The organism is Bacteroides mucinivorans (assembly GCF_034654355.2).
In the GTDB taxonomy this organism is placed as follows: Bacteria; Bacteroidota; Bacteroidia; order Bacteroidales; family Bacteroidaceae; genus Bacteroides; species Bacteroides nordii.
The window spans coordinates 2,622,062-2,648,154 of the sequence record NZ_CP178179.1 but is presented as its reverse complement, the minus strand read 5'-3'; the positions used below and the strand labels follow the sequence as shown (position 1 = coordinate 2,648,154).

The window sequence follows — 26,093 nt, the reverse complement described above, 5'->3', positions numbered from 1 at the left end:
TTTTTGCAAAATTACAAATATTCAAAGATAAACCCGTATTTTTGTCTCAAACAATCCAAGAAATATGACTGTAAAGGAAAAAATAGAAGAACTGCGTGCCGAACTTCACCGGCACAATTATAACTATTACGTATTGAATACCCCTGAAATATCAGATAAGGAATTCGACGACAAGATGCGTGAGTTACAAGACCTGGAACAGGCACACCCTGAGTACAAGGATGATAACTCTCCGACAATGCGTGTAGGAAGTGACCTCAATAAGAATTTTACGCAAGTAGCACATAAATACCCAATGTTATCTTTGGGAAACACATACTCGGAAACTGAAGTAGCAGACTTCTACGAACGAGTAAAAAAAGCCCTGAATGATGATTTTGAGATATGTTGTGAAATGAAATATGATGGAACTTCAATTTCATTAACATACGAAAACGGGAAGCTGATACGAGCTGTAACTCGCGGTGACGGAGAAAAAGGAGATGATGTAACGGATAATGTAAAAACAATCCGTAGCATTCCGCTTGTACTCCATGGCGACAATTATCCCCAGTCTTTTGAGATACGTGGAGAAATTCTTATGCCATGGGATGTATTCGAAGAGTTAAACCGTGAAAGAGAAGCACGTGAAGAACCTCTATTCGCTAATCCGAGAAATGCAGCTTCGGGAACACTAAAATCGCAAAACTCCTCAGTCGTAGCTTCCCGCAAACTAGACGCCTATTTATACTATCTGCTTGGAGAAAATCTGCCTTGTGACGGACATTATGAAAATCTGCAAGAAGCAGCCAAATGGGGCTTCAAAATTTCGAATGCCATGCAAAAGTGTCACACCTTAGAGGAAATTTTTGATTATATCAAACATTGGGATACAGAACGGAAAAATCTGACAGTTGCCACAGATGGTATTGTGCTGAAAGTAAACAGCTTGAAACAACAAAAAAACTTAGGATTTACGGCCAAATCTCCTCGCTGGGCTATTGCATACAAATTTCAGGCAGAACGTGCACTTACCCGGTTAAACATGGTAACATATCAGGTAGGAAGAACGGGGACCGTCACTCCGGTAGCCAATTTGGACCCCGTACAGCTGTCCGGCACCATTGTAAAACGCGCTTCTTTGCATAATGCGGATATCATTGAAGGACTTGATCTCCACATTGGCGATATGGTATACGTGGAGAAGGGTGGAGAAATTATTCCTAAAATTACAGGGGTAGATACTTCTGCACGTTCATTCATGATAGGTGAAAAAGTGAACTTTATCACAAATTGTCCCGAATGCGGAAGTAAATTAATACGTTATGAAGGCGAAGCAGCTCATTATTGCCCCAACGAAACGGCTTGTCCACCACAGATCAAAGGCAAGATTGAACACTTTATCAGTCGGCGGGCTATGAACATCGACGGACTTGGTCCTGAGACAGTAGACATGTTTTATCGCCTGGGACTAATTCAGAATACAGCTGATTTGTACAAACTGACTGCAGAAGACATCAAAGGATTGGACCGGATGGGGGAAAAGTCTGCCGAAAATATTATCAATGGAATTGCCCAAAGCAAAGAAATTCCTTTTGAACGTGTCATCTTCGCATTAGGTATTCGTTTTGTAGGTGAAACTGTAGCAAAGAAAATAGCCAAAGCCTTCAAAAATATAGAAGAATTGGAAGATGCGGATCTCGAAACCCTGGTAAGCATTGATGAAATCGGTGAAAAAATTGCGCAAAGCATTTTAAACTATTTCGCAAACGAATCAAACCGCGAACTTGTGAATCGCCTGAAGGAAGTTGGTCTTCAGCTCTATCGTACAGCAGAAGATCTGAGCGGACACACCGACAAACTGGCAGGTCAGTCTATTGTTATCAGTGGTGTTTTCACCCACTATTCGCGAGATGAATACAAAGATCTTATAGAAAAACATGGCGGTAAGAATGTAGGAAGTATTTCAGCTAAGACCAGCTTTATTCTGGCAGGTGAAAATATGGGACCTGCCAAACTTGAAAAAGCAAGTAAACTGGGCATCAGGATAATGAACGAAGAGGAATTTTTAGAGCTCATATCGTAACATTTTTCTGTCAGAATCTTATTTTATATATTATTTTTGCCGGTAAAATAGAAAATATTAGTACTTTTGTGTCCAAATTATTTAGAGATTATTATTAATACTCATGATACAAACGAAATTGAAAGGAATGGGGGTAGCACTGATTACTCCTTTCAAAGAAGATGAGAGCGTTGATTACGATGCATTAATGCGAATGGTAGATTATCTATTGCAGAATAATGCAGATTTTCTATGTGTGCTGGGTACCACAGCCGAAACTCCGACACTAACCGAAGAGGAGAAAAAGAAAATCAAAAAAATGGTTATCGACCGCGTCAATGGAAGAATCCCTATTCTGCTTGGAGTAGGCGGAAATAATACCCGCGCTATAGTCGAAACGTTGAAAAACGACGATTTCACCGGCGTAGATGCCATCTTATCTGTAGTTCCTTATTACAATAAACCATCACAAGAAGGTATTTATCAGCATTATAAAGCAATTGCCGAAGCAACGGAATTACCTATTGTATTATATAACGTCCCGGGGCGCACAGGAGTCAACATGACTGCTGCAACAACATTGCGTATTGCCCGTGATTTTAAAAATGTAATAGCTATCAAAGAAGCATCTGGTAACATCACCCAAATGGATGATATTATCAAAAATAAACCGGCCAATTTTGACGTTATTTCGGGAGATGATGGTATTACCTTCCCACTGATCACTTTAGGAGCCGTTGGCGTTATATCAGTCATAGGAAACGCATTTCCACGCGAATTTAGTCGCATGACCCGTCTGGCTTTACAGGGAGATTTTGCAAATGCCCTCACCATTCACCATAAATTCACTGAATTATTTGATCTTTTGTTTGTAGATGGAAATCCAGCAGGAGTGAAATCAATGCTGAATGCAATGGGAATGATTGAAAATAAATTGCGCTTACCACTTGTTCCAACAAGAATAACCACATTTGAAGCAATCCGTAAGGTATTGAATGAACTAAACATCAAATGCTAAGACAAACCCGTCCTGATTTGATTCCCCAAATATAAATTCCGCAAATCATACGAATAAAAATATAAATTCGTAAGGTTTGCGGAATTATGTTTATTATTATATAAAATCCCTTCTTCCCATCAGGCTTTTCATAATCTATACGAAAACCTTTATGGACAGAAGAAATATTAGTAATTGAATCCCAGGGAACTATATTCGTTTGCCATGTATACTGATAAAACTCTCCCTTCTTTATTATCAAAGCATCGTCTGTGAAAATATATTTCTCACAACAACCAAGGTAAACAATAACCATAACAGGTACCCAACCTATCAGAAATACATAGTTGGCTTTCTCTGAAAAAATCCACAGAAGAATCGAAGCAAATAATATAATAGCATATAAAACCAAGACTCTTACTTTTACTGCGTTGGAAGTTTTAAAAACAATATCTCCCATAATTATTAATTTTGTGTTTCAGTTTCGCAATATAGTAAAGTTTGGGGTTATATACAAAAAAATCTCCCCAATTTCTTGAGAAGATATTCTTGTGATCGCGACAGGATTCAAACCTGTAACCGGCTGATCCGTAGTCAGCTACTCTATTCAGTTGAGCTACGCGACCCTTTGTTTCGAATTATGAATATATTTGTGACCGCGACAGGATTCAAACCTGTAACCGGCTGATCCGTAGTCAGCTACTCTATTCAGTTGAGCTACGCGGCCATTCTATTAAACTTAAAAGTGATCGCGACAGGATTCAAACCTGTAACCGGCTGATCCGTAGTCAGCTACTCTATTCAGTTGAGCTACGCGACCCTTTGTTTTTGTTTAACGGGTGCAAAGATACGGACTTTTTTGAAAGTAGCAAGCGTTTACTACTATTTTTTCCTGAAATATTATTCAAAGAAACGATAATTGAAGAGCTGCCAACCCAGCGTTAATCCGACATTCCACTCTTTTTTCGGTGAGCTATAATGATTTACATAAGCAGAGATAGCACCAAATGAAAATTGACATACAATTGATATTTCTCCTAAATATTCAAAACGAGAAAAGGCTTTTCCATAATATGCCTTGTTTATCGAATTTCTCTCTATTGGAAAAATCGGCATAAAACCATAGAATTCACCTCGCACATGAAACATTTGATTCAAGCGATACACAGGACGTACACCAGCTCCCACAAATTGATTGGCACGAAAAGCTTCATTATACATCAATTGCCCATGTGCTGTAGGCGCAAACTCTCCGGCCTGCATCATAGTAGCCGTATAGTTCTCGGAGAAATTTCTTGAAGAGTATAATGCTTTTAGATACCACCCAAGCGTCCAATGCTCTGCCATTCTATGGTATTTCTCCTTCATATATGACAGTTGCAGCCAGGAATGTCGCTCCTCACTTGTCCTCTTTGTATCCGAACTTTCTCCCGGATAGAATCGTTCTTTCCCGGTAAATATCTGGGCCACAAGTTCCTCACGACTACCTTGTGTAGAAAATTGTCTGGCATTCAAGGTACTCCCATTAAAACTGATTGAACCACCCAACAAGCTATATTCGCTTTTATCATATTTATCTTTATCAAAATCAATCACATTCTTTTGAAAGTAACGATCCTGTATCTTCGCAAGCCCCACTCCAAACTCGGCTCTTTTACTGGAAAGGAAAGGAAGCCCTACTTTCAGTTTCACAAAACGCTCATCTTTTTGGTTGAATGCCGGCTTATCATTCCGCGAAAAAAGTTTCTCTTTCTTGAAATAATCAAATGTGCTGATAGAAGCTATCAACCGATATGATGTAGGAATATTGGTAGCAAAATCAATCCTCCCCATCAACTGTACATTATTATAAATTTTACCCAATTGTCCGTCAAATGTCAGTTCCTTTGCATTATAATTCAAGTTTTGATAGCTAAGCCCCAGATAAATCTGATTGGAACTTGTGGTAGAAACATTACCCCCGATACGGACAGAGAAATTATCCTCCAACTTGACTTTCAAATGCAAATCATATGTATCATCTTCCGGATTAAAAACAGCATGAGGGATGATCTCGGATATCATATTACCTGAAAGCAAACGGAAATAACCACGTTTCACATCTTCAAACGTAAACTCTTTATCATCCGAAGCATGAAACTCTTTCTTGATATAAGCCTGCTGTTGAGCATTGGCACCGTCAATCAATATATTTTTAAAGCGAAGTTCCGGATAATTACTTCGGTACACAAGCCTTCTAAGACGGATATTATCGAGATTTACCCTCCTATGAATACGACTCTTGATAGAATCCATCATACTCATCGTACGATTATATCCAATGTCATGCAGTTCATCAATTCGTTGAAAATCCATCAGATTGACATCATCGTATTTAAAAGTCATCACAATGCCTTCAGATTCCGGAACTGAATAATCAGTTTTCTGCATTACCATGTTCTCAATCTGACTCATTAAATCATTTTCCTTCGGCTTTGTGGGATTAGTGGCTACAACACTACCAATAATAACATCAGGATGAAAATCATCACGCATCACATCTGTAGGAAAATTATTATAAATTCCACCATCATAAGCCAGAACACTGTCTATTTCAATCGGCTTAAACATGAATGGAAAGCTCATAGAAGCACGCACAGCATCTCCCAGATCACCTCTGTTCATAATCAGTTGTTTCTTATTATACACGTCAGAGGCTACACAACGAAAAGGCACAAAAAGTTTATTAAAATCTCCACCACAAGCTGCCGTAGCCCGAGCGTACAGATCAAGAAAAACAAGATTCATCTGTATTGGATTGACAACACTGGAAGGTAAAAACTGCGGTTTTATATTCAACGAATCACGAAAAGAAAGCCTGATATTTAAAAATTCAGGCGTCGGCTGGTTCTTTTTGAAGTAATACATATACTCTTCTTCCACCTCTCCGGAATACCAACGTTTAAACTCTTCCGACTTCAGCAATACTTCCATATCATCCGGAGAATACCCCATAGCATACAAAGAGCCGACAATGGCCCCCATAGAAGTACCTGTAATATAGTCAATAGGAATATTATTCTCTTCAAGGGCACGAATAATACCGATGTGCGTCAGCCCTTTAGCTCCACCGCCACTCAATACAAGTCCCACTTTCTGGGCCTGCACCAATATAGGCAACAACAGCAAAAAAGTAATAAGCACTAAAGCTTTTTTCATAATCCCGGATAAAACAATTGATTTTTCATTAATTAATGCTCAAATATATGCAATAGTTTCCAATTAACGGGCAATTCAAAGGGATTTATAATCAAAAAAGAGCATTGCTTCGCTTTAGGCGAGCAATGCTCTTTGGGAATTTATTTAAGAATTTAAAAGGGGCTAATTAAATAAGCTCAATACTTCTTTTTACAAAATTGTTCAACGCTTCACCCTTCAGCATGTTATTCTGCAACAAAGCAAGATCCACTAACTGGCGCACCACTTTGTTCTTTTCAGCATATCCGGTAAAGATAGCGTCCTTCTTACCTTTCAGTTCATCCAGTTTCTTATCCAAATCTTTCAATTCATCCTTTTCTGAGGTAGGAATATCTTCGTCCTTCTTGCCTTCCTGCTTCTTTTTCAATGCATCACGTTGTTTGGTAGTGTCATCAATAGAAAGCTGCAGAGGAACAATATCAGCTGCACAAACTACTTCTTCATCACTCAACACTTGCTTAATAAGTTTGTGATCAGAATTCAAGACCAAATTGAACATATCCGGCATTTCTCCGTAAAAACTCATACCTGCCTGTATATTGGCCATTTCCTTCATACGACGCATGTATTCACTCTGCGTAATCAGTACAGGAGCCGAATTTTCACCCAATGCCTGTGTCATCACATTAAATTCAACCTTCTCAACTTTAGGTAACTGACTCTTGAATACGACAGACAAGGCTTCTTGTTTGTTAGCATCCAACATATCACCCTTCTTGTCGTCTTTCACAATAATATTGTCTATCACATCACTATCGACACGGGTAAAACGCGACTTCTCAAACTTCTGTTCAAGCATACTAACCATAGCAACATCCAACTGTCCATCCATAAGCAATACATTGTATCCCTTATTTTTAGCAGCTTCAATATAGCTAAACTGTTCGTCTTTATTATTTGTATACAGATAAATCAGATTCCCTTCCTTATCTGTCTGATTATCTTTAATCAGCGTCTGATACTCTTCATAGGTATAATGCTTACCATCTGTATCGGTGAAAAGGGCAAATTTTGAAGCTTTCTCATAAAAATCTTCCTGCGTCAACATTCCATAGTTGATAAATATTTTCAGGTCATTCCACTTTTCTTCAAACTGGGGACGATCATTCTTGAAAATAGATTGCAGACGGTCGGAAACCTTCTTAGTGATATATGTTGAGATCTTCTTCACGTTTGAATCACTCTGCAAATAAGAACGCGATACGTTCAACGGAATATCCGGTGAATCAATTACACCGTGCAATAGTGTCAGGAAGTCGGGCACAATGCCTTCTACAGAATCTGTCACATACACCTGATTACTATACAACTGAATCTTATTTCTATTCAGTTCAATATTGCTCTTTACTTTCGGGAAATAAAGGATACCAGTCAGATGGAAGGGATAATCCACATTCAAATGAATCCAAAACAAAGGCTCATCAGACATCGGATACAATTCTCTATAGAACTTTGTATAGTCCTCGTCTGAAAGTTCACTCGGTTTACGTGTCCACAATGGAGTAGTGTCATTGATGATATTATCTTCCGCAGTTTCTACCTGTTTGCCATCTTTCCACTCTTTCTTCTTACCGAATGCAATTGGAACAGGTAGGAATTTACAATATTTTGTCAACAGACCGGATATACGTGTTTCTTCAAGGAACTCTTTACAGTCATCATCAATATAAAGTATGATATCTGTACCACGATCAGCCTTGTCAACATCTTCCAAAGTAAACTCAGGACTACCATCACAAGTCCATTTCACAGCCTGAGCACCTTCCTTATAAGATTTTGTGATGATTTCAACTTTCTTTGCTACCATAAAGGCAGAGTAAAAGCCAAGTCCGAAATGACCAATAATGGCATTCGCATCATTCTTGTATTTTTCCAGGAAGTCATTGGCGCCGGAGAAAGCTATCTGATTGATGTATTTATCAATTTCTTCGGCAGTAAGACCAATACCGCGATCGGAAATGGTAATTGTATCCTTATCGAGTGATACATGAATGGTCAAATCACCTAATTCTCCTTTAAACTCACTAATAGATGCCAGTGTATTCAGTTTTTGAGTAGCATCAACAGCATTAGAAACCAGCTCACGGAGAAAAATCTCATGATCACTGTACAAGAACTTTTTGATGATAGGGAAAATGTTCTCTGTTGTAACCCCAATATTACCTTTCTGCATAATAATGTATATTTTTAATTTATCAGATTAATGTTTTCGTGGAATATAAAAACAAAAAAAATGCCAGACCTTCCGGTCTGACATTTTGACGTATTACAAGGAAATTTATTCCACAACACTGGCCTCTTTCTTCATCTCCAATTCTCCTTTCTCTTCATTCAGAGACACCCTTATACTATCCCCTTCAACCAGAGTAGAAGAAATGATTAGTTCTGACAATCCGTCTTCCAAGTATGTCTGTATGGCACGTTTCAACGGACGAGCCCCAAACTGTACATCATACCCTTTTCCAGCTATAAATTGTTTAGCCTTATCTTCGATAACCAAATTATAACCAATAGACTTAATCCTGTCATACAGACCTTTAAGTTCTATATCAATAATTTGAGTTATCGCTTCCAAAGACAACTGATCAAAAGTAATAATCTCGTCAACGCGATTTATAAACTCCGGAGCAAAGGATTTATTCAACGCCTTCTGTATCACACCACGAGAAAATTCTTTATTATCAATACGGCTCTGGGTAGCAAAGCCCACTCCGCGGCCAAAGTCCTTCAACTGACGCGTACCTATGTTAGACGTCATGATAATGACGGTATTTTTAAAATCTACCATTCTGCCATAACTGTCAGTCAACCGACCTTCGTCCATTACCTGCAGCAACAGATTAAATACATCGGGGTGCGCTTTCTCTATTTCATCAAGCAAAATAATAGAATAAGGTTTACGACGCACCTTTTCCGTCAACTGTCCACCTTCTTCGTATCCCACATATCCCGGAGGTGCTCCTACAAGACGGGAGACGGTGAATTTCTCCATATATTCACTCATGTCAATACGAATTAAAGCATCCGAAGAACCAAACATGTACTTGGCCAACTCTTTAGCTAAATGCGTTTTACCAACACCAGTAGGGCCCAGGAACATAAAAGTTCCAATCGGCTTATTCGGATCTTTCAATCCGACACGACTACGCAAAATGGCTTTCACCAACTTTTCAATAGCCGGATCCTGAGCAATAACCTTAGCCTGAAGAGACTCTTTCATTCCAGCCAGTTTAATGCCTTCGGCCTGTGCCATACGCTGCACCGGAATACCGGACATCATAGAAACAACATTTGCAATTTCCTCTGCATCAACAGTCTGACGATTGTCTTTCAATCGTTCTTCCCATTCTTGTTTCATCCGGTCAAGCTCAGTAGTGAGTTCTTTTTCTTTATCCCGAAAGCTGGCAGCAAGTTCAAAATTTTGCGATTTCACCGCATCATTCTTCTTACTTTTAGCTTCTTCAATCAATCTTTCCTGTTCTTCTATTTCTTTCGGAACATTAATATTGGTAAGATGCACGCGTGAACCAGCTTCATCAAGAGCATCAATTGCTTTATCCGGAAAATTACGGTCCGTTATATAGCGATCTGTCAACTTGACACAAGCCTCCAAAGCTTCATCAGTATAGATCACGTTGTGATGGTCTTCATACTTACTCTTGATATTCCGAAGAATCTGAAGAGTTTCTTCAGCCGTAGTAGGTTCTACCATAACTTTTTGGAACCGACGTTCCAATGCACCATCTTTTTCTATATTCTTACGATACTCGTCAAGAGTAGTGGCACCAATACACTGTATTTCACCACGTGCAAGAGCCGGCTTCAACATATTGGCAGCATCCATAGAACCAGCAGCAGAACCTGCACCAACAATGGTATGTATCTCGTCAATAAACAAGATGACATTCGGATTCTTCTGTAACTCATTGAGAATGGAGCGAATACGTTCTTCAAATTGTCCGCGATACTTAGTTCCAGCAACAACTGATGTCATATCCAATGCCACTACACGTTTATCAAATAAAATACGCGATACTTTTTTCTGAATAATACGAAGTGCCAGACCTTCAACAATAGCTGACTTTCCAACACCCGGTTCACCAATCAATATCGGATTGTTCTTTTTACGGCGACTCAAAATCTGCGCCAGACGTTCTATTTCACGTTCACGACCTACAACAGGATCCAAGCGTCCTTCTTCTGCCGCTCTTGTCATATCCGTACCAAAATTATCGAGTACAGGAGTATCATTCGCCGGCTTTTTAGAAGCCGTTTGTGCCTGTTGCTGACGCTCTTCCGAACCACGATCACCAGAACGGGAAGTCCCCATTTCCTCTTCGTCATCGTCATCTTCGCTAAAACCCATTCCGGCATTAATATCCGGTTGCAATGACAACTGCTCAAACACTTTTTTGTAATCTACCTGGTTTGCTTCAAGTACAGAAGCAGCCACATTATTACGATCTTTCAAGATAGCCAACAGAACATGCTCTGTGTCAGCTACATTACTCTTCATTAAACGAGCTTCAAGAATACACATCTTGAGTATCTTAGCCGCCCCATTAGACAATGGAACTTCTGCATCAGGCAGCAGTAAATCATCTGCATCTGCCTTCAATATTGCTTCAATCTGCTTTTTAATGTCGGTCAGATTTGTTTTGAGTTTAGACAATATCTCGATAGCTTTCCCTTCACCGTTCCTAAGCATTCCCAGTAACAAATGTTCAGGGCCTATATACCTACTTCTCAAACGGTTCGCTTCTTCCTTACTGAAAACGATAATGTCGGAAACTCTTTGTGAGAATTGATTATTCATACTTTATTCCTTCCTTCTTAAGGTGTTATTCACTGGCAAAGATACGCATAACATTGATTTACGCGTAATATTTGCTTTATTTATTATAATAACAAATGCCGTGCCAAAAAAGATGCATACATATATACCTTATTATATATAATAATAAAAGACTTCTCATATTAGTCAGTTAAGGCTATTTCTCATTCTCATGAGAAGTGAGAACTAATAATAAAACATCCCCTTGTTTGAACTTCAGTTCTTTATCAAAACACCCGGATGTTTTATATCATAACATCCCCATGTTTTATATTAAAACATCCGGATGTCATGGTATCATTGTACCTATACAATATTGATTTTCAAATACTAACAGAGCATTCCTTAGATACCTGTATTTTAAATTTAAAACACTGCACTTTTATTCCATATATCAATCCCTAAAACAGAAATGTATATTTCTAACTCTTATAATTAAGGATATACCAACACTCAAAAAGTTTATGCAAGAAAACTTTTGTATATCGTGAAAAAGTAGTACTTTAGCGTGGTTTTTCGTAAGCCATGAATGTATAATTAATAATCTTTTTAAATGCTTGAACAAGACAGAATTATAAAGATTAACATCGAGGAGGAAATGAAGTCATCTTACATTGACTACTCCATGTCGGTCATTGTTTCGCGTGCCCTTCCGGATGTTAGAGATGGATTTAAACCCGTTCACCGCAGAATACTCTACGGTATGATGGAATTGGGTAATACGTCAGATAAACCTTATAAAAAATCAGCCAGAATTGTGGGTGAGGTACTCGGTAAGTACCATCCGCACGGAGATTCTTCCGTATATTTAGCAATGGTACGTATGGCACAAGAGTGGGCTATGCGCTATCCGTTGGTAGATGGTCAGGGTAACTTTGGTTCTGTGGACGGTGACAGTCCCGCAGCTATGCGTTATACCGAAGCCCGATTGAACAAACTCGGCGAGGCAATGATGGAGGATCTTTATAAAGAGACCGTCGACTTTGAACCGAACTTCGACAACACGTTGACAGAACCAACTGTAATGCCAACGCGTATCCCTAATCTTCTGGTGAATGGTGCTTCCGGTATTGCTGTAGGTATGGCTACAAATATGCCGCCTCATAACCTTTCCGAGGTTATTGATGCGTGTGATGCATATCTCGATAATCCCGAGATTACTGTAGAAGAGTTGATGAACTATGTCAAAGCACCTGACTTTCCGACAGGAGGGTATATATATGGTGTAACAGGTGTACGTGAAGCCTATTTAACGGGGCGTGGTCGTGTAGTAATGCGTGCAAAAGCCGAAATTGAAACAGGACAGACACATGACAAGATCGTAGTTACTGAAATACCATACAACGTAAACAAAGCTGAGTTAATTAAATACATAGCTGATCTTGTAAATGATAAGAAGATAGAAGGCATTTCCAATGCAAATGACGAATCCGACCGTGATGGTATGCGTATCGTTATCGATATCAAACGAGATGCAAATGCCAGCGTTGTTCTTAACAAACTCTATAAAATGACAGCTTTGCAGACGTCATTTGGTGTCAACAATGTAGCATTGGTACATGGACGTCCCAAAACGCTGAATCTAAGAGATTTGATTAAGTACTTCGTAGAACACAGACGTGATGTAGTTATTCGTCGTACACAATATGATCTGCGCAAAGCTAAAGAACGTGCTCACATTCTTGAAGGTTTGATTATAGCTTCAGATAATATTGATGAAGTTATCCGTATTATCCGTGCGGCAAAAACTCCGAACGATGCTATTACCGGATTAATCAACCGCTTTGAACTGACAGAAATACAGGCACGTGCAATCGTAGAAATGCGTCTGCGTCAATTGACCGGACTAATGCAGGATCAGTTACATGCCGAATATGAAGAAGTAATGAATCTTATTGCTTATTTGGAAAGTATTCTTGCAGACGATGAGGTATGCCGTAAAGTTGTAAAAGATGAATTAATCGAAGTAAAAGCTAAATATGCTGACGAACGCCGGTCGGAAATTGTTTATTCATCTGAAGAGTTCAACCCAGAAGACTTCTATGCCGATGATGAAATGATTATCACCATCTCACATATGGGATACATTAAACGTACACCACTTACTGAATTCCGTGCACAAAATCGCGGTGGGGTAGGTTCGAAGGGTACAGAAACACGGGACGAAGACTTCATTGAACATATCTATCCGGCAACAATGCATAACACGATGATGTTCTTTACCCAAAAAGGTAAATGTTATTGGTTGAAAGTATACGAAATCCCTGAAGGAACGAAAAACTCTAAGGGACGTGCTATCCAAAACCTGCTGAACATAGACTCTGACGACGCTGTAAATGCATATTTACGTGTGAAGAGCCTTGATGACCAAGAATATATCAACAGTCACTATGTGTTGTTCTGTACAAAAAACGGTGTAATTAAGAAAACGTTGCTTGAACAATATTCTCGTCCACGTCAGAATGGTGTAAATGCAATTACGATCCGTGAAGACGACCGCGTTATTGAAGTTCGTATGACAAATGGTAATAATGAAATTATTATTGCAAACCGCAACGGACGTGCAATTCGCTTCCACGAAGCAGCAGTTCGCGTTATGGGACGTACGGCAACAGGTGTACGTGGTATCACACTTGACAACGATGGACAGGACGAGGTAGTAGGAATGATTTGTATTAAAGACCTTGAAACAGAATCTGTTATGGTGGTTTCTGAGCAGGGATACGGCAAACGTTCTGAAATAGAAGACTATCGTAAAACAAATCGCGGTGGTAAAGGTGTAAAAACGATGAACGTTACCGATAAAACAGGTAAAGTGGTAACAATCAAATCAGTAACAGATGAAAATGATTTGATGATTATCAATAAATCCGGTATTACTATTCGTTTGAAAATTGCAGATGTACGCATTATGGGACGCGCTACACAAGGTGTTCGCTTGATCAATCTGGAAAAACGCAATGACCAGATCGGGTCTGTATGTAAGGTTACAACAGAAAGTCTTGAAGATGAAATCCCTGCAGAAGAGATAGAAGGACAAATTCCAGTTGATCCTACTGCAGAAACATTTGAAGATACAGACGCACCGGATGTTTCAGAGAATAATGGAGATGAAAACAAAGAATAGACGTAATATTAATAATTAATCAAACAACAATCATGAAAAGAGTATTATTTTCAATGGTTCTACTGATGGCTGTCAGTTTCGCGTTTGCTCAACAGAAGAGCGTAAAAGAAGCTAAAGGCATTGCCAGCGATGTAAAACCTGACTTCAAGAAAGCTGAACAGCTGATTAACGGAGCATTGACTAATCCTGAAACAAAGGATGATGCAGCTACATGGGATGTAGCAGGCTTGATCCAAAAGAAAATCAACGAAAAGGAGATGGAAAATGCTTATCTGAGAAAACCCTATGATACATTGAAAGCGTACAACAGCATCCTGAAAATGTATGAGTACTTCTTGAAATGTGACGAATTGGCAGAAATACCTAACGAAAAAGGTAAGGTTAAAAATAAATATAGAAAAGCCAATGCTGCTTCAATGATGGCAGAACGTCCTAACCTGATCAATGGAGGAATTCAGTATTTCAATCTCAACAAAAGTGCAGAAGCTTTGAAGTTCTTCGGAACATACGTAGAATCAGCCTCTTATCCGATGTTGGAGAAAGAAAATCTGGCTGTATCTGACACGTTGTTACCTCAGATTGCATATTACGCCACATTAGCTGCCAATGGAGTAGAGGATAAAGATGCTATCCTGAAATATGCTCCTATAGCAATTAAAGATAAAGATAATGGCTCAATTGCCATGCAATTATGGGCAGATGCCTTAAAAGCAAAAGGTGATACTGCCAAATGGGTAGAATCTTTAAAAGAAGGTATCCTCAAATTCCCAGAAAATCAATACTTCTTTGCAAATCTTGTTGACTATTATAGCAGTTCTAACCAACCGGAAAAAGCAATGGAATTTGCTGATGGTATGTTAGCTAAAGATCCTAATAACAAATTGTATCTGTATGTGAAGGCATATCTTTATCACAATATGAAAGACTATGATAAAGCACTTGATTTCTACAAAAAAACAATTGAAGTTGATCCTCAATATGCAGAAGCTTATTCAAACTTAGGTTTAGTGTTGTTGATGAAAGCTCAGGATTTTGCAGATCAGTCTACTACGGATGTTAATGACCCTAAGTATGCACAAGCTCAAGCTACTATCAAGAAATTCTATGAAGAAGCAAAACCTTATTATGAAAAGGCAAGAGAACTGAAACCCGATCAGAAAGATTTGTGGGCACCAGGTCTTTATAGAGTTTACTATAACTTAAACATGGGCACTGAATTTGACGAAATTGAAAAGTTGATGAATAACTAATCTATTTCCTAAAAATAGCAGAACGGCTGGAATAATTAAAATATTCCAGCCGTTTCTTTTTGCACGTTATTATATAATAGGAGCGTAATTTATAAGTAGCAACTTCCGATCATATAAAAAGGCAACTTACTCTTTACGAATAAATTGCCTTTTTATATTAAACATAATACTGATTATTCCATTATTTTAAATATCTTATTTTTTTGCTTCTGATCATCCGTTAATAACAAGTAATGGTGTATCTGAATGGAAAATCATTTTCCGGGCAATACTTGGATTAAACAAACGAGCAAATATATTTCTTTTATAAGAAGTCAACGTGATAATATCGATTTTATTGGCTTTAATATATCCGTCAAAACTTTTAAGGAAATCATCATTCATCACCACATCATAATGAATTTCAAGTTCCGGATATTGTTTTTGGAAATATTCTTTAATACCAGCCAACTTTATTTCATTCCAAGTATCTTTTGCTTCTTTAACATCAGCAAGATAAATCAAAGATACGACGAAATTAAAAGGTTTCCAAGCATTTATAAAGGAATCAAAAGCTATTAAATCCCTTTGATCAAAATTGGTCATAAAAGCAACCCGCTTCACAGCACCGAATTCTCTGAATGGCGTGTTTTCAGGAATAGCCAATACTGCAGTCCGACTGCGTTCAATCACTTCAGCAGTAACACTACCAATCAAATCAAGATCTTTCTGACTCTTACCACGAGTACCCATTATTATAATACGCGGATGTTGCTCCTTGGAATAGCGTAAAATCTCCTCTTCTGGTATTCCTTCACGCAATACACAAGTATATTTTACATCTGGGAACTCTCCAGAAGCTATTTTCTCTTTTATTTTATCAGCTAATGCATTTAAATCCGAATGAACTTTTTGTAAAATCGTTTTAACCGTCTCCTCATCACTTATCTGGTAATTAAACACATCACCATAAGGCAACGAAGATGCATATATAGGTGTAAAATATACGTGCAATAGTAATACTTCAGCTCCATAGGCTTTGGCTAAGTTAAAACCGAATTCGCATGCTTTAATCGAATAATTAGAGAAGTCTACTGGAATAAGTATCTTCCTACTCTCATTATCATCCTCAACATTAGGAGCCTTCTCTCCCACTATACTTTCGGCCAACCAAACAGAACTCTCTGTAATCTTGAGTGCCCTTGGTAAATCACTTTCTTTTATGCGTAATCGGACACCTGATGAAACAACTGGTTGAATCTGATTCACATTATGAATATACGTCTCAACACCCTCATTTTCAAGGACATTTTTCAATATCTGAGCTTTTGTATAAGTCAGAATAGCTAAAGTAACTAATTTGTCTTCCATAATCCATTAATATATATGAATTTAACAAATAAGAAATCCCAATTGTTTTTGATTCAATTGGGATTCTGCAAGTATATCTTTTCATTAAGCCTGCATAGGTTCGGTAGCTTCTTCTCTTTGCATACTCATATTTAGTTCATCAAGAATGCGAAGAGCCCGGTCAAGTACGGTAGTATCGTCAATCATCACTAACCCACCGTCCGGACCGGGCTCTAAATGTATTCCGACACTTTTACCCTCTTTAAAATTATGTCCGCCGAAGAAATTGCGCACTGTATCTACGTGTAGACCAAGTTCATCAGCTATTCTATGCATGCTACCGCTAGGCAATGAATCTTTAATTTTACGAAGTTCATTGAATGTTATTGTCCTCATGTCACATAAATTTAATGGTTAATACTAATGTGAATCATTATCACGCTATAAACTTAATGAAAAAAAAAGATAAAACAAACTATTTACCCTTTTTTTTTACTATATTAGATAAAATACAATTTTAGATAGATATTATATAGTAAAATCCCCGTGTAGACATATCTACACGGGGATTTTACTCTTATTTTAATTATTATTTCTATATTATTTCGATTGCAGAAGCGGGTATCCATCCCACTTTACCATCTTCTAAACGTATTTCTTTCCAGTCTTTCATGGAATTATCTTTTACATCTACTTTATGTCCTTCATGAAGAATAAACAAACTTGTTCCACTATCACTGGGAGTACTACGAACTGTAACACTCGGATTTACCACGATAGCGTTATTACGGTTCAATAATTCGTCTTTCTGTTGTCCGGCAAATATATTCGCTAAAACAACTACAATCAGAAAAATGATCCCACATATAAAGCCCGCTTTCTTCAATACAATCTGCTTTGAGAAAATAAAGAAATAAAGGGATATAATCAATAGTATAAAACAAGCAACACCCCACACAGCCCACGCATCTACGCTCATACTATTAACTAAAGAATTTATCCAGGAAACAAAAAAGATTTCTGGAACTGCTTCTACTTTATCAATCGTTTTGGAACGTGCTATTTCTAAATTAGCACGAATATCACTATTACCCGGTTGAAGCAGTAAAGCACGCTCGTAATTCAAAATCGCTCTGGCAATATCACCGGCTTTATAATAACTATTCCCAAGGTTATAGTAAACATCTCCAGCTTCACCCTTACTCAGCAATGCCTCATAAATCTGAATAGCAGAAATATAATCGTTTCTCATATATGCACTGTCTCCTTCAGCTTTTGTGACATCTTCCAGTTTAGAAGAGAACTGTTGCATACCAGCACCTATCGAGTCTGTTTCTACAGCCTGCAAAGAGTCTGTCTTCAACGAATTCTGCCCAATAGAAGCTATTGAAACCAATAAACTAAATGCAAAAAACAATATCTTTTTCATGACTTTAATCTCTTCTAATTTAGTGTTTTATTGAATTCTCCATCTTACTAATCACAGTCAGAGATGACGAATAGACTTTATCCATAGCCTGGCTTTCATCTCCCGGAGCAAAACGTGCAAATTCACATTCATTTAAAGCATCCAAAAACTCTTTAATCAATTCATCACTTACTCCATGATTTCTCAACTTCTCTTCCACATTATCCTTTGATAAGCGAGATACCGGGATATTCAGTTTATCACTTATATATCCCCACAAAGCTTTCAATACTTCATCATAGAATGCTTCTTTCTTATTTTCAGCAAGCAGTTTACCTGCCAGTTTCATACGCTTTGTAGCTACCTTATTTGCCTTTTTCGTACGCATTTTAGCCACATTAGCATTCTCAGCTGCCTGCTTACGATAAATAATAAAGAATATAATGAATGCAATGGCAGGAATTATATAGAACAACCAGTAAGCGAATGAACCATAGAAGAAGCTTCCCTTAGGCTGAAGCGTTACATCTTTCAACTTAATATAACGAATATCTTCACCCAAAACTTTCAGATCTTCTTTATTCGTGAAGTTCGCAATCACCTGATCTGCATTACCAGCACCTTTCTCTACTTTTATTTCATAGTCTTCTGTTTTCAACGTCTTATAAGACTTAGATTTAATATCGAAATAAGAGAATGTTACAGCCGGTATCTTATAATTACCTGGATGACGCGGAATCGCCAAATATTCAATCACACGATTACCAGACAACCCGCTCGATGTCAAACGGACCTGGCTATCTACTTTTGGGTCATACACTTCGAAATCTTCCGGAAATTTCACCTCCGGATTTGAAAGTAATTTTAAATTTCCTGTACCAGAAATTACCAACTTAATCGTGATTGCATCATTTGTTTTTACATCCTTACTATTTATTGAAGAACTAATAGTAAACTCTCCTACTCCACCTGAGAAATCAGCAGGTTTACCCGCAGGAAGAGCATTCACATTGATTGTAATAGCCGGAGTTGTAAGTACTTTCTTCACTTCAACAACGTTACTGCCTCCATTAAAGAATGCATCAAATGGATCAGCGCTCCGTACTGCTTTTGCAACAGAGGCATCAAACCGTGCCGGCTCAATCGTGAGCTTTCCGGACTGCTGTGGAAATAACACGAACTGTCGAAAAACAGTAGTATAATAGTTTCTTCCTTTATAATGCTCTTGCGACCATTTTGCATTAGATGGACGTTCTATTTCCTGCGAATGGAAACCTTTAAAATCCGGTAATTTCACATTATCAAATTGCAACTGGCTTTCACGTGTATAAATTTTATAAGTCAGTAGAAAAGCCTCTTGCTCATAAACAGTTGTTTTTGTAGCTGTTGCTGTTACAAACAAGTCTTGGCTGGAAACACTTGCAGAAGAAGTTCTGCCAGAAGAACTATTCCCCTGCGTAGCCGCACCACTTGAAGTCGCAGCTGCACTCTGATCGGGTGGAAGCACTTTTATTTTTACAGAGTTAGAAACCATTTGATCTCCATCTGCCGTAATTGTTGCACCAGAAATAGAATAATCACCTTCAGTTGTTGCCATCAGAATATAGGTAAATGTAATTCCTTTTTCTGAAGACATCGCACCATTAATTATTTGCGTATTACTAAACGTACTTCGAGTAGGTCCCATCAATACATCAAACCCTTTGATAGATGGTGCACGAAAGTCTCTCACCTTCTGCGTAGTCACTGTATAGGATAACCTGAATTGGTCTCCCACCACTACTACATCAGGTGCTGATGCAGTAAACGATACTTTGCCATCGGCAAAGACATTAATGCTTGCTGCTACAAATATTATCAATAAGAAAATCAGTTTTCTCATTTCTTTTGAAGTTTTTATCATCTTACTTTGTTATTACCAATCTTTTTCGAGACGACCTCCCTGAATTACCTGTTGCTGTTTTTTAACTTTATCCTGGGTATCCTTTTCGTCTTGCATCACAGAATTAAGGAGTTGTTCAGCATTTTCCTTTGACATCTCATTATCTTTCTTCTCTGGCTTGGGCGGTTGCTGCTGCTGATCATCTTTCTTTTGATCATTTTGCTTATTCTGATCTTTTTGCTGATCCTGCTTCTTTTCCTGCTCATCCTTATTCTGATCTTGGTTTTGATCCTGGTTTTGCTGATTCTGTTGCTGATCCTTCAACATCTTCTGTGCCAATGCCAGATTATAACGAGTTTCATCATCTTTAGGATTATTACGCAACGACATTTTATAAGCCTCTACAGCCTGACCATAATCTTTCCCTGCCTGAAATAAAACGCCCATATTATGATAAATATGTGCCAGTTTCATTTTATCTTTCTCAATCTTACCAGCAGCTACATATTGCTCCATAGCATCTTTAAATTTCTGCTGCTGAGACAGTGTATTACCAAGATTATACATAGAAACCGTTGATTTAGGGTTGACTTCCAATGCCTTTCGATAATTCACTTCAGCATCTACGAATACACTATCGTTAAACAAACGATTTCCTTTACGGATATAGTCTCTCTCTATCTTTTGTGCTGAAGCTCCAGCTGCCAGCATCACAAACAGAATGAACAGAATATATTTATTTTTTGACATAAGCATAATTACTTCTTATTAGAGAACAGATGAATGTTCTTAAACAACGGATTCTTACGTTCCAATATCAACATCTCGGCTAATAATAAAAGCAAAATAATCCATGCAATGGCCTGGAACTGCTCGTTGAATTCTGTATATACTTTGGATTCAACATCTGATTTTGCCATTTTATTAATTTCCTGGTTAATAGCTTTTTGAGCAGAATTTGAATTATCAACACGTACATATATACCCTTACCATCTTTAGCGATTTCCTGACACATAGCTTCATTAAGTCGAGTTACCACTACATTTCCATCCCGATCACGACGAAAATCGTTTGTACCTTCAACGGGAATCGGAGCCCCATCAGGAAGTCCTATTCCTAATACACTCACCTGGATTCCTTTTTCAGCCGCAGCCTTAGCAGCTTCCACAGCTCCTCCTTCATGATTCTCACCATCAGTAATGACAATAATAGCACGTCCTACCCCTTCTTGCGGAGTGAAACTACGTGTTGCAAGATTAATAGCAGCTCCGATGGCAGTTCCCTGTTTAGAGATCAGTGAAGGATTAATAGACTCCAAAAACATTTTAGCAGAAATATAATCACTTGTGATCGGAAGTTGAGTAAAAGCATCACCTGCAAACACAATCATACCTACCTTGTCATTTTCCATTTCATCTACCAATCTAGATATAAGACGTTTAGCTCTTTCCAAACGGTTAGGTTGAACATCCTGCGCCAACATAGAGTTAGATATATCAAGTGCAATTATTACCTCTACTCCTTTACGTTTCACTGTTTCCAGTTTTGAACCAAACTGCGGACGTGCCAACAATACGGCAAACAATCCGATTGCAGCAAAAATCAACCAAAACTTCACATCCGGACGATATTTGGAAACGTCAGGCATAAGTTGTGTCATCAATACCGGATCACCAAAACGACGAATAGCTTTTCGCTTTCTGTAATTAGAATACAGATAGAAAACAGCTAATAACGGTAATAGCAACAACAGATATAAATATGCAGGTTCTTCAAATCGAAACATCTTTCTATTTAAATTTTACGATTTACAATTTACGATTGAAATCACATTTATACTATGGAATCTTCTTAAGAATTGAGTTACGCAACAGTACCTCTAGTAATATACAAAGAAAAGCTACCAAGGCAAACCAGCGATATTCTTCCTGACGTTTGCTATATTCCTTAACACTCAACTTTGTTTTTTCCAGTTTATCAATTTCTTCATAAACCTCTTTCAGCTTTGAATTACTGGTAGCTCGGAAATAATTTCCGTCTGTTGTACCTGCAATCTCAGTCAACGTCTTTTCGTCAATTTCAACAGGTATATTTACATACTGCACGGAATTCCCTATCGGATACGGATAAGGAGCCATACCATTTGTACCGACACCAATTGTATATACGCGAATACCAAAACTCTTAGCTATCTCAGCAGCAGTTAAAGGAGAAATATCTCCTTTATTATTCGTACCGTCAGTTAACAAAATAATAACCTTTGATTTAGCTTTACTATCTTTCAAACGCGTTACTGCATTAGCAATACCCATACCTATTGCTGTCCCATCTGTCACAATACCACATTTAATACTTTGAAACAAGTTGAGCAACACTGCATGATCCACTGTCAAAGGACACTGCGTGAAACTTTCACCAGCAAATAAAGTCAAACCAATATTGTCATTCGGACGTCCATTAATAAATTCAGCTGCTACATCTTTAGCGGCTTCCAATCTATTAGGCTTTAAATCCTCAGCAAGCATACTGGTAGATACGTCAATAGCAAGCATAATATCAATACCCTCTATTTCGCTATTTTGCCAGTTATCCGTAGTTTGAGGTCGGGCAAGTACCAGAATAATCAATATCAATGCTATGATTCGAAGTCCAAATGGTACATGCAACAAATAGTTCTTATAACTTTTTGGTGTATGTGCATATACCCGGGCATCCGAAATTTGAAGCGTTGCCTGGCTTTTCTTCCACTTTAAAACATACCATACAATATAAGGTATGAGCAACAGCAGCAAAAATAAATATTCAATATTGGCAAAAACCATTCTATTTACGATTTTACAATTTACTATTCACGATTGAGAAATACTCCCTTAAGCAAAGAGATTATAAAGTTGCATTCCAATATATACAAAAGTTGCTACAAGAGCTACTGATAATAAAACAATGCCACAAATAAGCAATATCTTAGCACGCAATGAACGTTTTTCTATAATCGTAATCTCCGTTGGTTGCGGCTTCTGGTTCTCCTCTTCAGGCTGCTTAGTTTCATTAATAAAATCAATAGCATTAATCAGATTGGCATCATTCTCATTCATTTGCGGATCATGCTTAGCAAACTTTACTAAATCCGCTGTTTGGAAGAGCTCCTTCAAATCTGCAATAGCTTCTTTATCATTCATTTCCATCAGATTATCAATGATTTCCGAAGAAGTCATCTCTAACGCATTGAAACCAAAACGATCTTTTATATAAGTACGAAGAGTATCTGTAAGTTCCGTGTAATATTCCTTCGGAAGTCCTTTTTGCCATACCTTCTCATTCTTAATACGTTCGATCTCTTTCATTGCAGCCTGATGCGGAGGCAATTTGGGTTCTACTTTCACCTTACGTATAATTGGCTTATTATCACGAATACGTATGATAAAATAAATAAACAAAGCAAGCAACGGTAATGCAAGGAATGAACATCCGATTAGTCCATACCAATCTTCCCAAACAAAAGGAGCTTTCATTACGGCTTTCTGCCCAAAGAATTGATCCGGATGCAAGGTATCTACTGGCATCGAGTACACTTTCAATGCTAATGCCTTCGACTTATACTCTTTATTATCAACCGTCACCACCATCGGAGGCAGATAATAAAGAGCAGAATCAAAAGATGTTACAGTATATTCTTGTGTAATCAGCAATCGCTGACGGTCATTCAAAAATTGTGTATCCGGTTTAGCAGTTTCCACAATTTCCACTCCGCGTACTATTGTATCAGTATAAGCAGGCAAAACAGCTCGCTGCTTTGCATCCATCGCCACCTGTAATTGTATCTTTGCCTGTTCTCCAATGAGAATCTGCAAAGAATCTATTTTAGCTTCAACAGTAACAGACTGTGCAACAGCCCTACCAGATAACAAAAACAACAGTATTATTAGAAAACCATTTCTATTCATTGTCTTTCCGTTAATTTCGTTTGGCAAACAAGTTCAACAACGCCTTTACATAGTCTTGATCTGTACGTACCGATACTGAATCTACATTACTTTTAGTAAAGATGTCACTCAGTTCATCCTGTTTACTCACCCACCAATTATGATGTGCCTGACGAACTGCTTTCGACGAAGTATCAATCCATTGTTCATGTCCGGTTTCGGCATCTTTAATTTTCATCAATCCTATTGGTGGAAGTTCAGCCACACGCCTATCGTAAACCTGAACGGCTACTACATCATGCTTCCGGTTGGCAATCGTCATGGCATTCTTGAAATTTTCCTGATCAATAAAATCAGATAAAATAAAAGCAGTACAACGCCTTTTCATTACATTCGTCAAGTACTCCAGTGCTAACCGAATATTTGTACGCCGACTTTCAGGTTTAAAATCAATTAATTCACGAATTATATAAAGAATATGTTTACGTCCTTTCTTAGGAGGAATGAACTTCTCTATTCGATCAGAGAAAAAGATTACACCAATTTTATCATTGTTCTGAATAGCCGAAAATGCCAATGTTGCAGCAATCTCAGTTATCATATCTTTCTTCATCTGCTTAACAGTACCAAATTCCAAACTACCGGAAACATCAACCATCAACATCACTGTCAGCTCACGTTCTTCTTCAAACACCTTAATGTAGGGTTTATTAAAACGCGCAGTCACATTCCAGTCGATATCACGAATATCGTCACCAAACTGATATTCACGCACCTCTGAAAACGCCATACCTCTACCTTTGAAAGCCGAATGATACTGACCTGCAAAAATATTGTTAGACAATCCACGCGTCTTTATTTCAATCTGACGGACCTTTTTTAATATTTCACTTGTTTCCATCTGTTTAATTGAGAATTGAGATTTGAAAATCGAAAATTATTCATCACTCAATCAAAGTTAAGGCACTTCAACTTTATTCAATATCTTACTGATAATTTCATCTGAAGTTATATTGCTGGCTTCTGCCTCATACGTCAAACCAATACGATGACGAAGTACGTCATGAGCTACAGCACGCACATCTTCCGGTATTACATATCCACGTCGTTTAATGAATGCATATGTACGTGCAGCCAATGCAAGATTAATAGACGCGCGGGGAGAACCGCCAAATCCAATCATATCTTTCAACTCCTTCAAATCATATTTATCAGGATAACGTGTCGCAAATACAATATCTACAATATAACGTTCTATTTTCTCATCCAGATAAACCTGGCGAACGACTTTACGAGCCTCAAGAATTTCATCTGCCTTGAGGATAGGCTTTACATTAAATTTCTCACCATTAATATTCTGACGAATAATCAATTTTTCTTCTTCCAACTTCGGATAATCAATGACTACCTTCAACATGAAACGGTCCACCTGTGCTTCCGGCAACGGATAAGTACCTTCCTGCTCAATCGGATTTTGAGTAGCTAATACTAAGAAAGGTTCAGGCAAAAGAAAAGTTTGTTTACCAATAGTAACCTGACGTTCCTGCATCGCTTCAAGCAAGGCACTCTGTACTTTAGCCGGTGCACGGTTTATTTCATCAGCCAATACAAAATTAGCAAAAACAGGACCTTTTTTTACCTGAAATGATTCGTCCTTCTGACTGTAAACCATTGTACCAATAACGTCAGCAGGCAATAAGTCGGGGGTGAATTGTACACGACTATATTGTGCATCAATCAATGATGCCAACGTTTTGATTGCTAATGTCTTTGCCAAACCAGGCACACCTTCCAACAGTACATGCCCGTCAGAAAGAAGTCCAATAAGCAGCGACTCTACCAAATGTTTCTGACCAACAATAATCTGGTCCATGCCTGTTGTAAGATTGGTAACGAAAGCACTTTGTCTTTCAATCCGCTCATTCAATTCGCGGATATCAATTGATTCAGCCATAAATACTTAATATTTTATTGTTTAATTACCACAAATAATATATAAGCCTCTTGTTTGTGTAAGGCTTTTTAATTCGATTCCAAAAGTACGCCATAAAATTAACCATT

The 26,093-nt window shown here is 38.0% G+C and carries 18 protein-coding genes and 3 tRNA genes; 4 read left to right on the top strand and 17 right to left on the bottom strand.

Annotation, left to right across the window (positions count from 1 at the left end):
• The first annotated feature begins 64 nt into the window (after positions 1-64).
• Both ligA and dapA read left to right on the top strand, forming a co-directional pair.
• Positions 65-2,065 (top strand): NAD-dependent DNA ligase LigA, encoded by a 2,001-nt coding sequence (gene ligA / locus VCM39_RS09700; protein WP_322934009.1) that lies wholly within the window; start codon positions 65-67, stop codon positions 2,063-2,065.
• Positions 2,066-2,168: 103 nt separating this feature from the next.
• Positions 2,169-3,062 carry a 4-hydroxy-tetrahydrodipicolinate synthase gene (dapA, locus tag VCM39_RS09695; protein WP_002560176.1) on the top strand — a complete coding sequence of 298 codons (894 nt, stop codon included), beginning with the start codon at positions 2,169-2,171 and terminating at the stop codon, positions 3,060-3,062.
• Here dapA and VCM39_RS09690 read toward each other — a convergent pair.
• The 7 genes from VCM39_RS09690 to VCM39_RS09660 form a co-directional block, all read right to left on the bottom strand.
• A complete protein-coding gene (locus tag VCM39_RS09690; RefSeq protein WP_322934008.1) occupies positions 3,052-3,501 on the bottom strand; it encodes a hypothetical protein in 450 nt (149 codons plus the stop codon). The genes dapA and VCM39_RS09690 overlap by 11 nt on opposite strands.
• Positions 3,502-3,593: 92 nt before the next feature.
• Positions 3,594-3,667 (bottom strand) — tRNA-Arg (locus VCM39_RS09685).
• Positions 3,668-3,694: 27 nt separating this feature from the next.
• Positions 3,695-3,768: transfer RNA gene (locus tag VCM39_RS09680), tRNA-Arg, on the bottom strand.
• A gap of 19 nt (positions 3,769-3,787) precedes the next feature.
• Positions 3,788-3,861: transfer RNA gene (locus tag VCM39_RS09675), tRNA-Arg, on the bottom strand.
• Between the two features lie 80 nt (positions 3,862-3,941).
• Positions 3,942-6,239 carry a patatin-like phospholipase family protein gene (locus tag VCM39_RS09670; RefSeq protein ID WP_322934007.1) on the bottom strand — a complete coding sequence of 766 codons (2,298 nt, stop codon included), beginning with the start codon at positions 6,237-6,239 and terminating at the stop codon, positions 3,942-3,944.
• A gap of 166 nt (positions 6,240-6,405) precedes the next feature.
• Entirely contained in the window at positions 6,406-8,451 is a 2,046-nt protein-coding gene (gene htpG / locus VCM39_RS09665) for a molecular chaperone HtpG (protein ID WP_322934006.1), read from the bottom strand.
• Positions 8,452-8,556: 105 nt separating this feature from the next.
• Positions 8,557-11,094, bottom strand: coding sequence for an ATP-dependent Clp protease ATP-binding subunit (locus VCM39_RS09660; RefSeq protein WP_322934005.1), 2,538 nt, complete (start codon positions 11,092-11,094; stop codon positions 8,557-8,559).
• Between the two features lie 571 nt (positions 11,095-11,665).
• On the opposite strand from VCM39_RS09660, the gene gyrA reads away from it, so the two are divergent.
• Both gyrA and VCM39_RS09650 read left to right on the top strand, forming a co-directional pair.
• The gene (gyrA, locus tag VCM39_RS09655) at positions 11,666-14,239 is read left to right on the top strand and encodes a DNA gyrase subunit A (protein ID WP_221651004.1); all 2,574 of its coding nucleotides are present in this window, start codon (positions 11,666-11,668) and stop codon (positions 14,237-14,239) included.
• 32 nt (positions 14,240-14,271) lie between these two features.
• A complete protein-coding gene (locus VCM39_RS09650; RefSeq protein ID WP_221651005.1) occupies positions 14,272-15,489 on the top strand; it encodes a tetratricopeptide repeat protein in 1,218 nt (405 codons plus the stop codon).
• Positions 15,490-15,702: 213 nt separating this feature from the next.
• Here VCM39_RS09650 and VCM39_RS09645 read toward each other — a convergent pair whose 3' ends face one another.
• From VCM39_RS09645 to VCM39_RS09600, 10 genes are all read right to left on the bottom strand, one after another.
• Positions 15,703-16,839: a universal stress protein gene (locus VCM39_RS09645; RefSeq protein WP_221651006.1), complete on the bottom strand. Its 1,137-nt coding sequence runs from the start codon at positions 16,837-16,839 to the stop codon at positions 15,703-15,705.
• A gap of 84 nt (positions 16,840-16,923) precedes the next feature.
• Entirely contained in the window at positions 16,924-17,214 is a 291-nt protein-coding gene (locus VCM39_RS09640) for a DNA-binding protein (RefSeq protein WP_221651007.1), read from the bottom strand.
• A gap of 199 nt (positions 17,215-17,413) precedes the next feature.
• Positions 17,414-18,247, bottom strand: a complete 834-nt coding sequence (locus tag VCM39_RS09635) for a tetratricopeptide repeat protein (protein WP_322934004.1) — start codon at positions 18,245-18,247, stop codon at positions 17,414-17,416.
• Positions 18,248-18,266: 19 nt separating this feature from the next.
• Entirely contained in the window at positions 18,267-20,108 is a 1,842-nt protein-coding gene (locus VCM39_RS09630) for a BatD family protein (protein WP_289293696.1), read from the bottom strand.
• A gap of 33 nt (positions 20,109-20,141) precedes the next feature.
• Positions 20,142-20,858 (bottom strand): tetratricopeptide repeat protein, encoded by a 717-nt coding sequence (locus tag VCM39_RS09625; protein ID WP_221651010.1) that lies wholly within the window; start codon positions 20,856-20,858, stop codon positions 20,142-20,144.
• An 8-nt stretch (positions 20,859-20,866) separates the two neighbouring features.
• Positions 20,867-21,895, bottom strand: coding sequence for a VWA domain-containing protein (locus VCM39_RS09620; protein WP_322934003.1), 1,029 nt, complete (start codon positions 21,893-21,895; stop codon positions 20,867-20,869).
• Positions 21,896-21,947: 52 nt separating this feature from the next.
• Complete coding sequence (locus tag VCM39_RS09615; protein WP_221651012.1) at positions 21,948-22,931, bottom strand: vWA domain-containing protein; 984 nt, start codon at positions 22,929-22,931, stop codon at positions 21,948-21,950.
• A gap of 48 nt (positions 22,932-22,979) precedes the next feature.
• Complete coding sequence (locus VCM39_RS09610; RefSeq protein ID WP_322934002.1) at positions 22,980-24,053, bottom strand: hypothetical protein; 1,074 nt, start codon at positions 24,051-24,053, stop codon at positions 22,980-22,982.
• A 10-nt stretch (positions 24,054-24,063) separates the two neighbouring features.
• Complete coding sequence (locus tag VCM39_RS09605; protein WP_007485679.1) at positions 24,064-24,933, bottom strand: DUF58 domain-containing protein; 870 nt, start codon at positions 24,931-24,933, stop codon at positions 24,064-24,066.
• Positions 24,934-24,990: 57 nt separating this feature from the next.
• Positions 24,991-25,986, bottom strand: a complete 996-nt coding sequence (locus VCM39_RS09600) for an AAA family ATPase (protein ID WP_221651014.1) — start codon at positions 25,984-25,986, stop codon at positions 24,991-24,993.
• Positions 25,987-26,093: the final 107 nt, after the last annotated feature.

Bases quoted from the DNA above. Each gene is read 5' to 3' on its own strand.
- VCM39_RS09650 (WP_221651005.1), top strand. From the start codon at position 14,272: ATGAAAAGAGTATTATTTTCAATGGTTCTACTGATGGCTGTCAGTTTC.
- htpG (WP_322934006.1), bottom strand. From the start codon at position 8,451: ATGCAGAAAGGTAATATTGGGGTTACAACAGAGAACATTTTCCCTATC.
- VCM39_RS09660 (WP_322934005.1), bottom strand. From the start codon at position 11,094: ATGAATAATCAATTCTCACAAAGAGTTTCCGACATTATCGTTTTCAGT.
- dapA (WP_002560176.1), top strand. From the start codon at position 2,169: ATGATACAAACGAAATTGAAAGGAATGGGGGTAGCACTGATTACTCCT.
- VCM39_RS09605 (WP_007485679.1), bottom strand. From the start codon at position 24,933: ATGGAAACAAGTGAAATATTAAAAAAGGTCCGTCAGATTGAAATAAAG.
- VCM39_RS09690 (WP_322934008.1), bottom strand. From the start codon at position 3,501: ATGGGAGATATTGTTTTTAAAACTTCCAACGCAGTAAAAGTAAGAGTC.
- VCM39_RS09610 (WP_322934002.1), bottom strand. From the start codon at position 24,053: ATGAATAGAAATGGTTTTCTAATAATACTGTTGTTTTTGTTATCTGGT.
- VCM39_RS09615 (WP_221651012.1), bottom strand. From the start codon at position 22,931: ATGGTTTTTGCCAATATTGAATATTTATTTTTGCTGCTGTTGCTCATA.
- VCM39_RS09600 (WP_221651014.1), bottom strand. From the start codon at position 25,986: ATGGCTGAATCAATTGATATCCGCGAATTGAATGAGCGGATTGAAAGA.
- VCM39_RS09645 (WP_221651006.1), bottom strand. From the start codon at position 16,839: ATGGAAGACAAATTAGTTACTTTAGCTATTCTGACTTATACAAAAGCT.
- VCM39_RS09630 (WP_289293696.1), bottom strand. From the start codon at position 20,108: ATGAGAAAACTGATTTTCTTATTGATAATATTTGTAGCAGCAAGCATT.
- VCM39_RS09625 (WP_221651010.1), bottom strand. From the start codon at position 20,858: ATGTCAAAAAATAAATATATTCTGTTCATTCTGTTTGTGATGCTGGCA.
- VCM39_RS09670 (WP_322934007.1), bottom strand. From the start codon at position 6,239: ATGAAAAAAGCTTTAGTGCTTATTACTTTTTTGCTGTTGTTGCCTATA.
- VCM39_RS09635 (WP_322934004.1), bottom strand. From the start codon at position 18,247: ATGAAAAAGATATTGTTTTTTGCATTTAGTTTATTGGTTTCAATAGCT.
- gyrA (WP_221651004.1), top strand. From the start codon at position 11,666: ATGCTTGAACAAGACAGAATTATAAAGATTAACATCGAGGAGGAAATG.
- VCM39_RS09640 (WP_221651007.1), bottom strand. From the start codon at position 17,214: ATGAGGACAATAACATTCAATGAACTTCGTAAAATTAAAGATTCATTG.
- VCM39_RS09620 (WP_322934003.1), bottom strand. From the start codon at position 21,895: ATGTTTCGATTTGAAGAACCTGCATATTTATATCTGTTGTTGCTATTA.
- ligA (WP_322934009.1), top strand. From the start codon at position 65: ATGACTGTAAAGGAAAAAATAGAAGAACTGCGTGCCGAACTTCACCGG.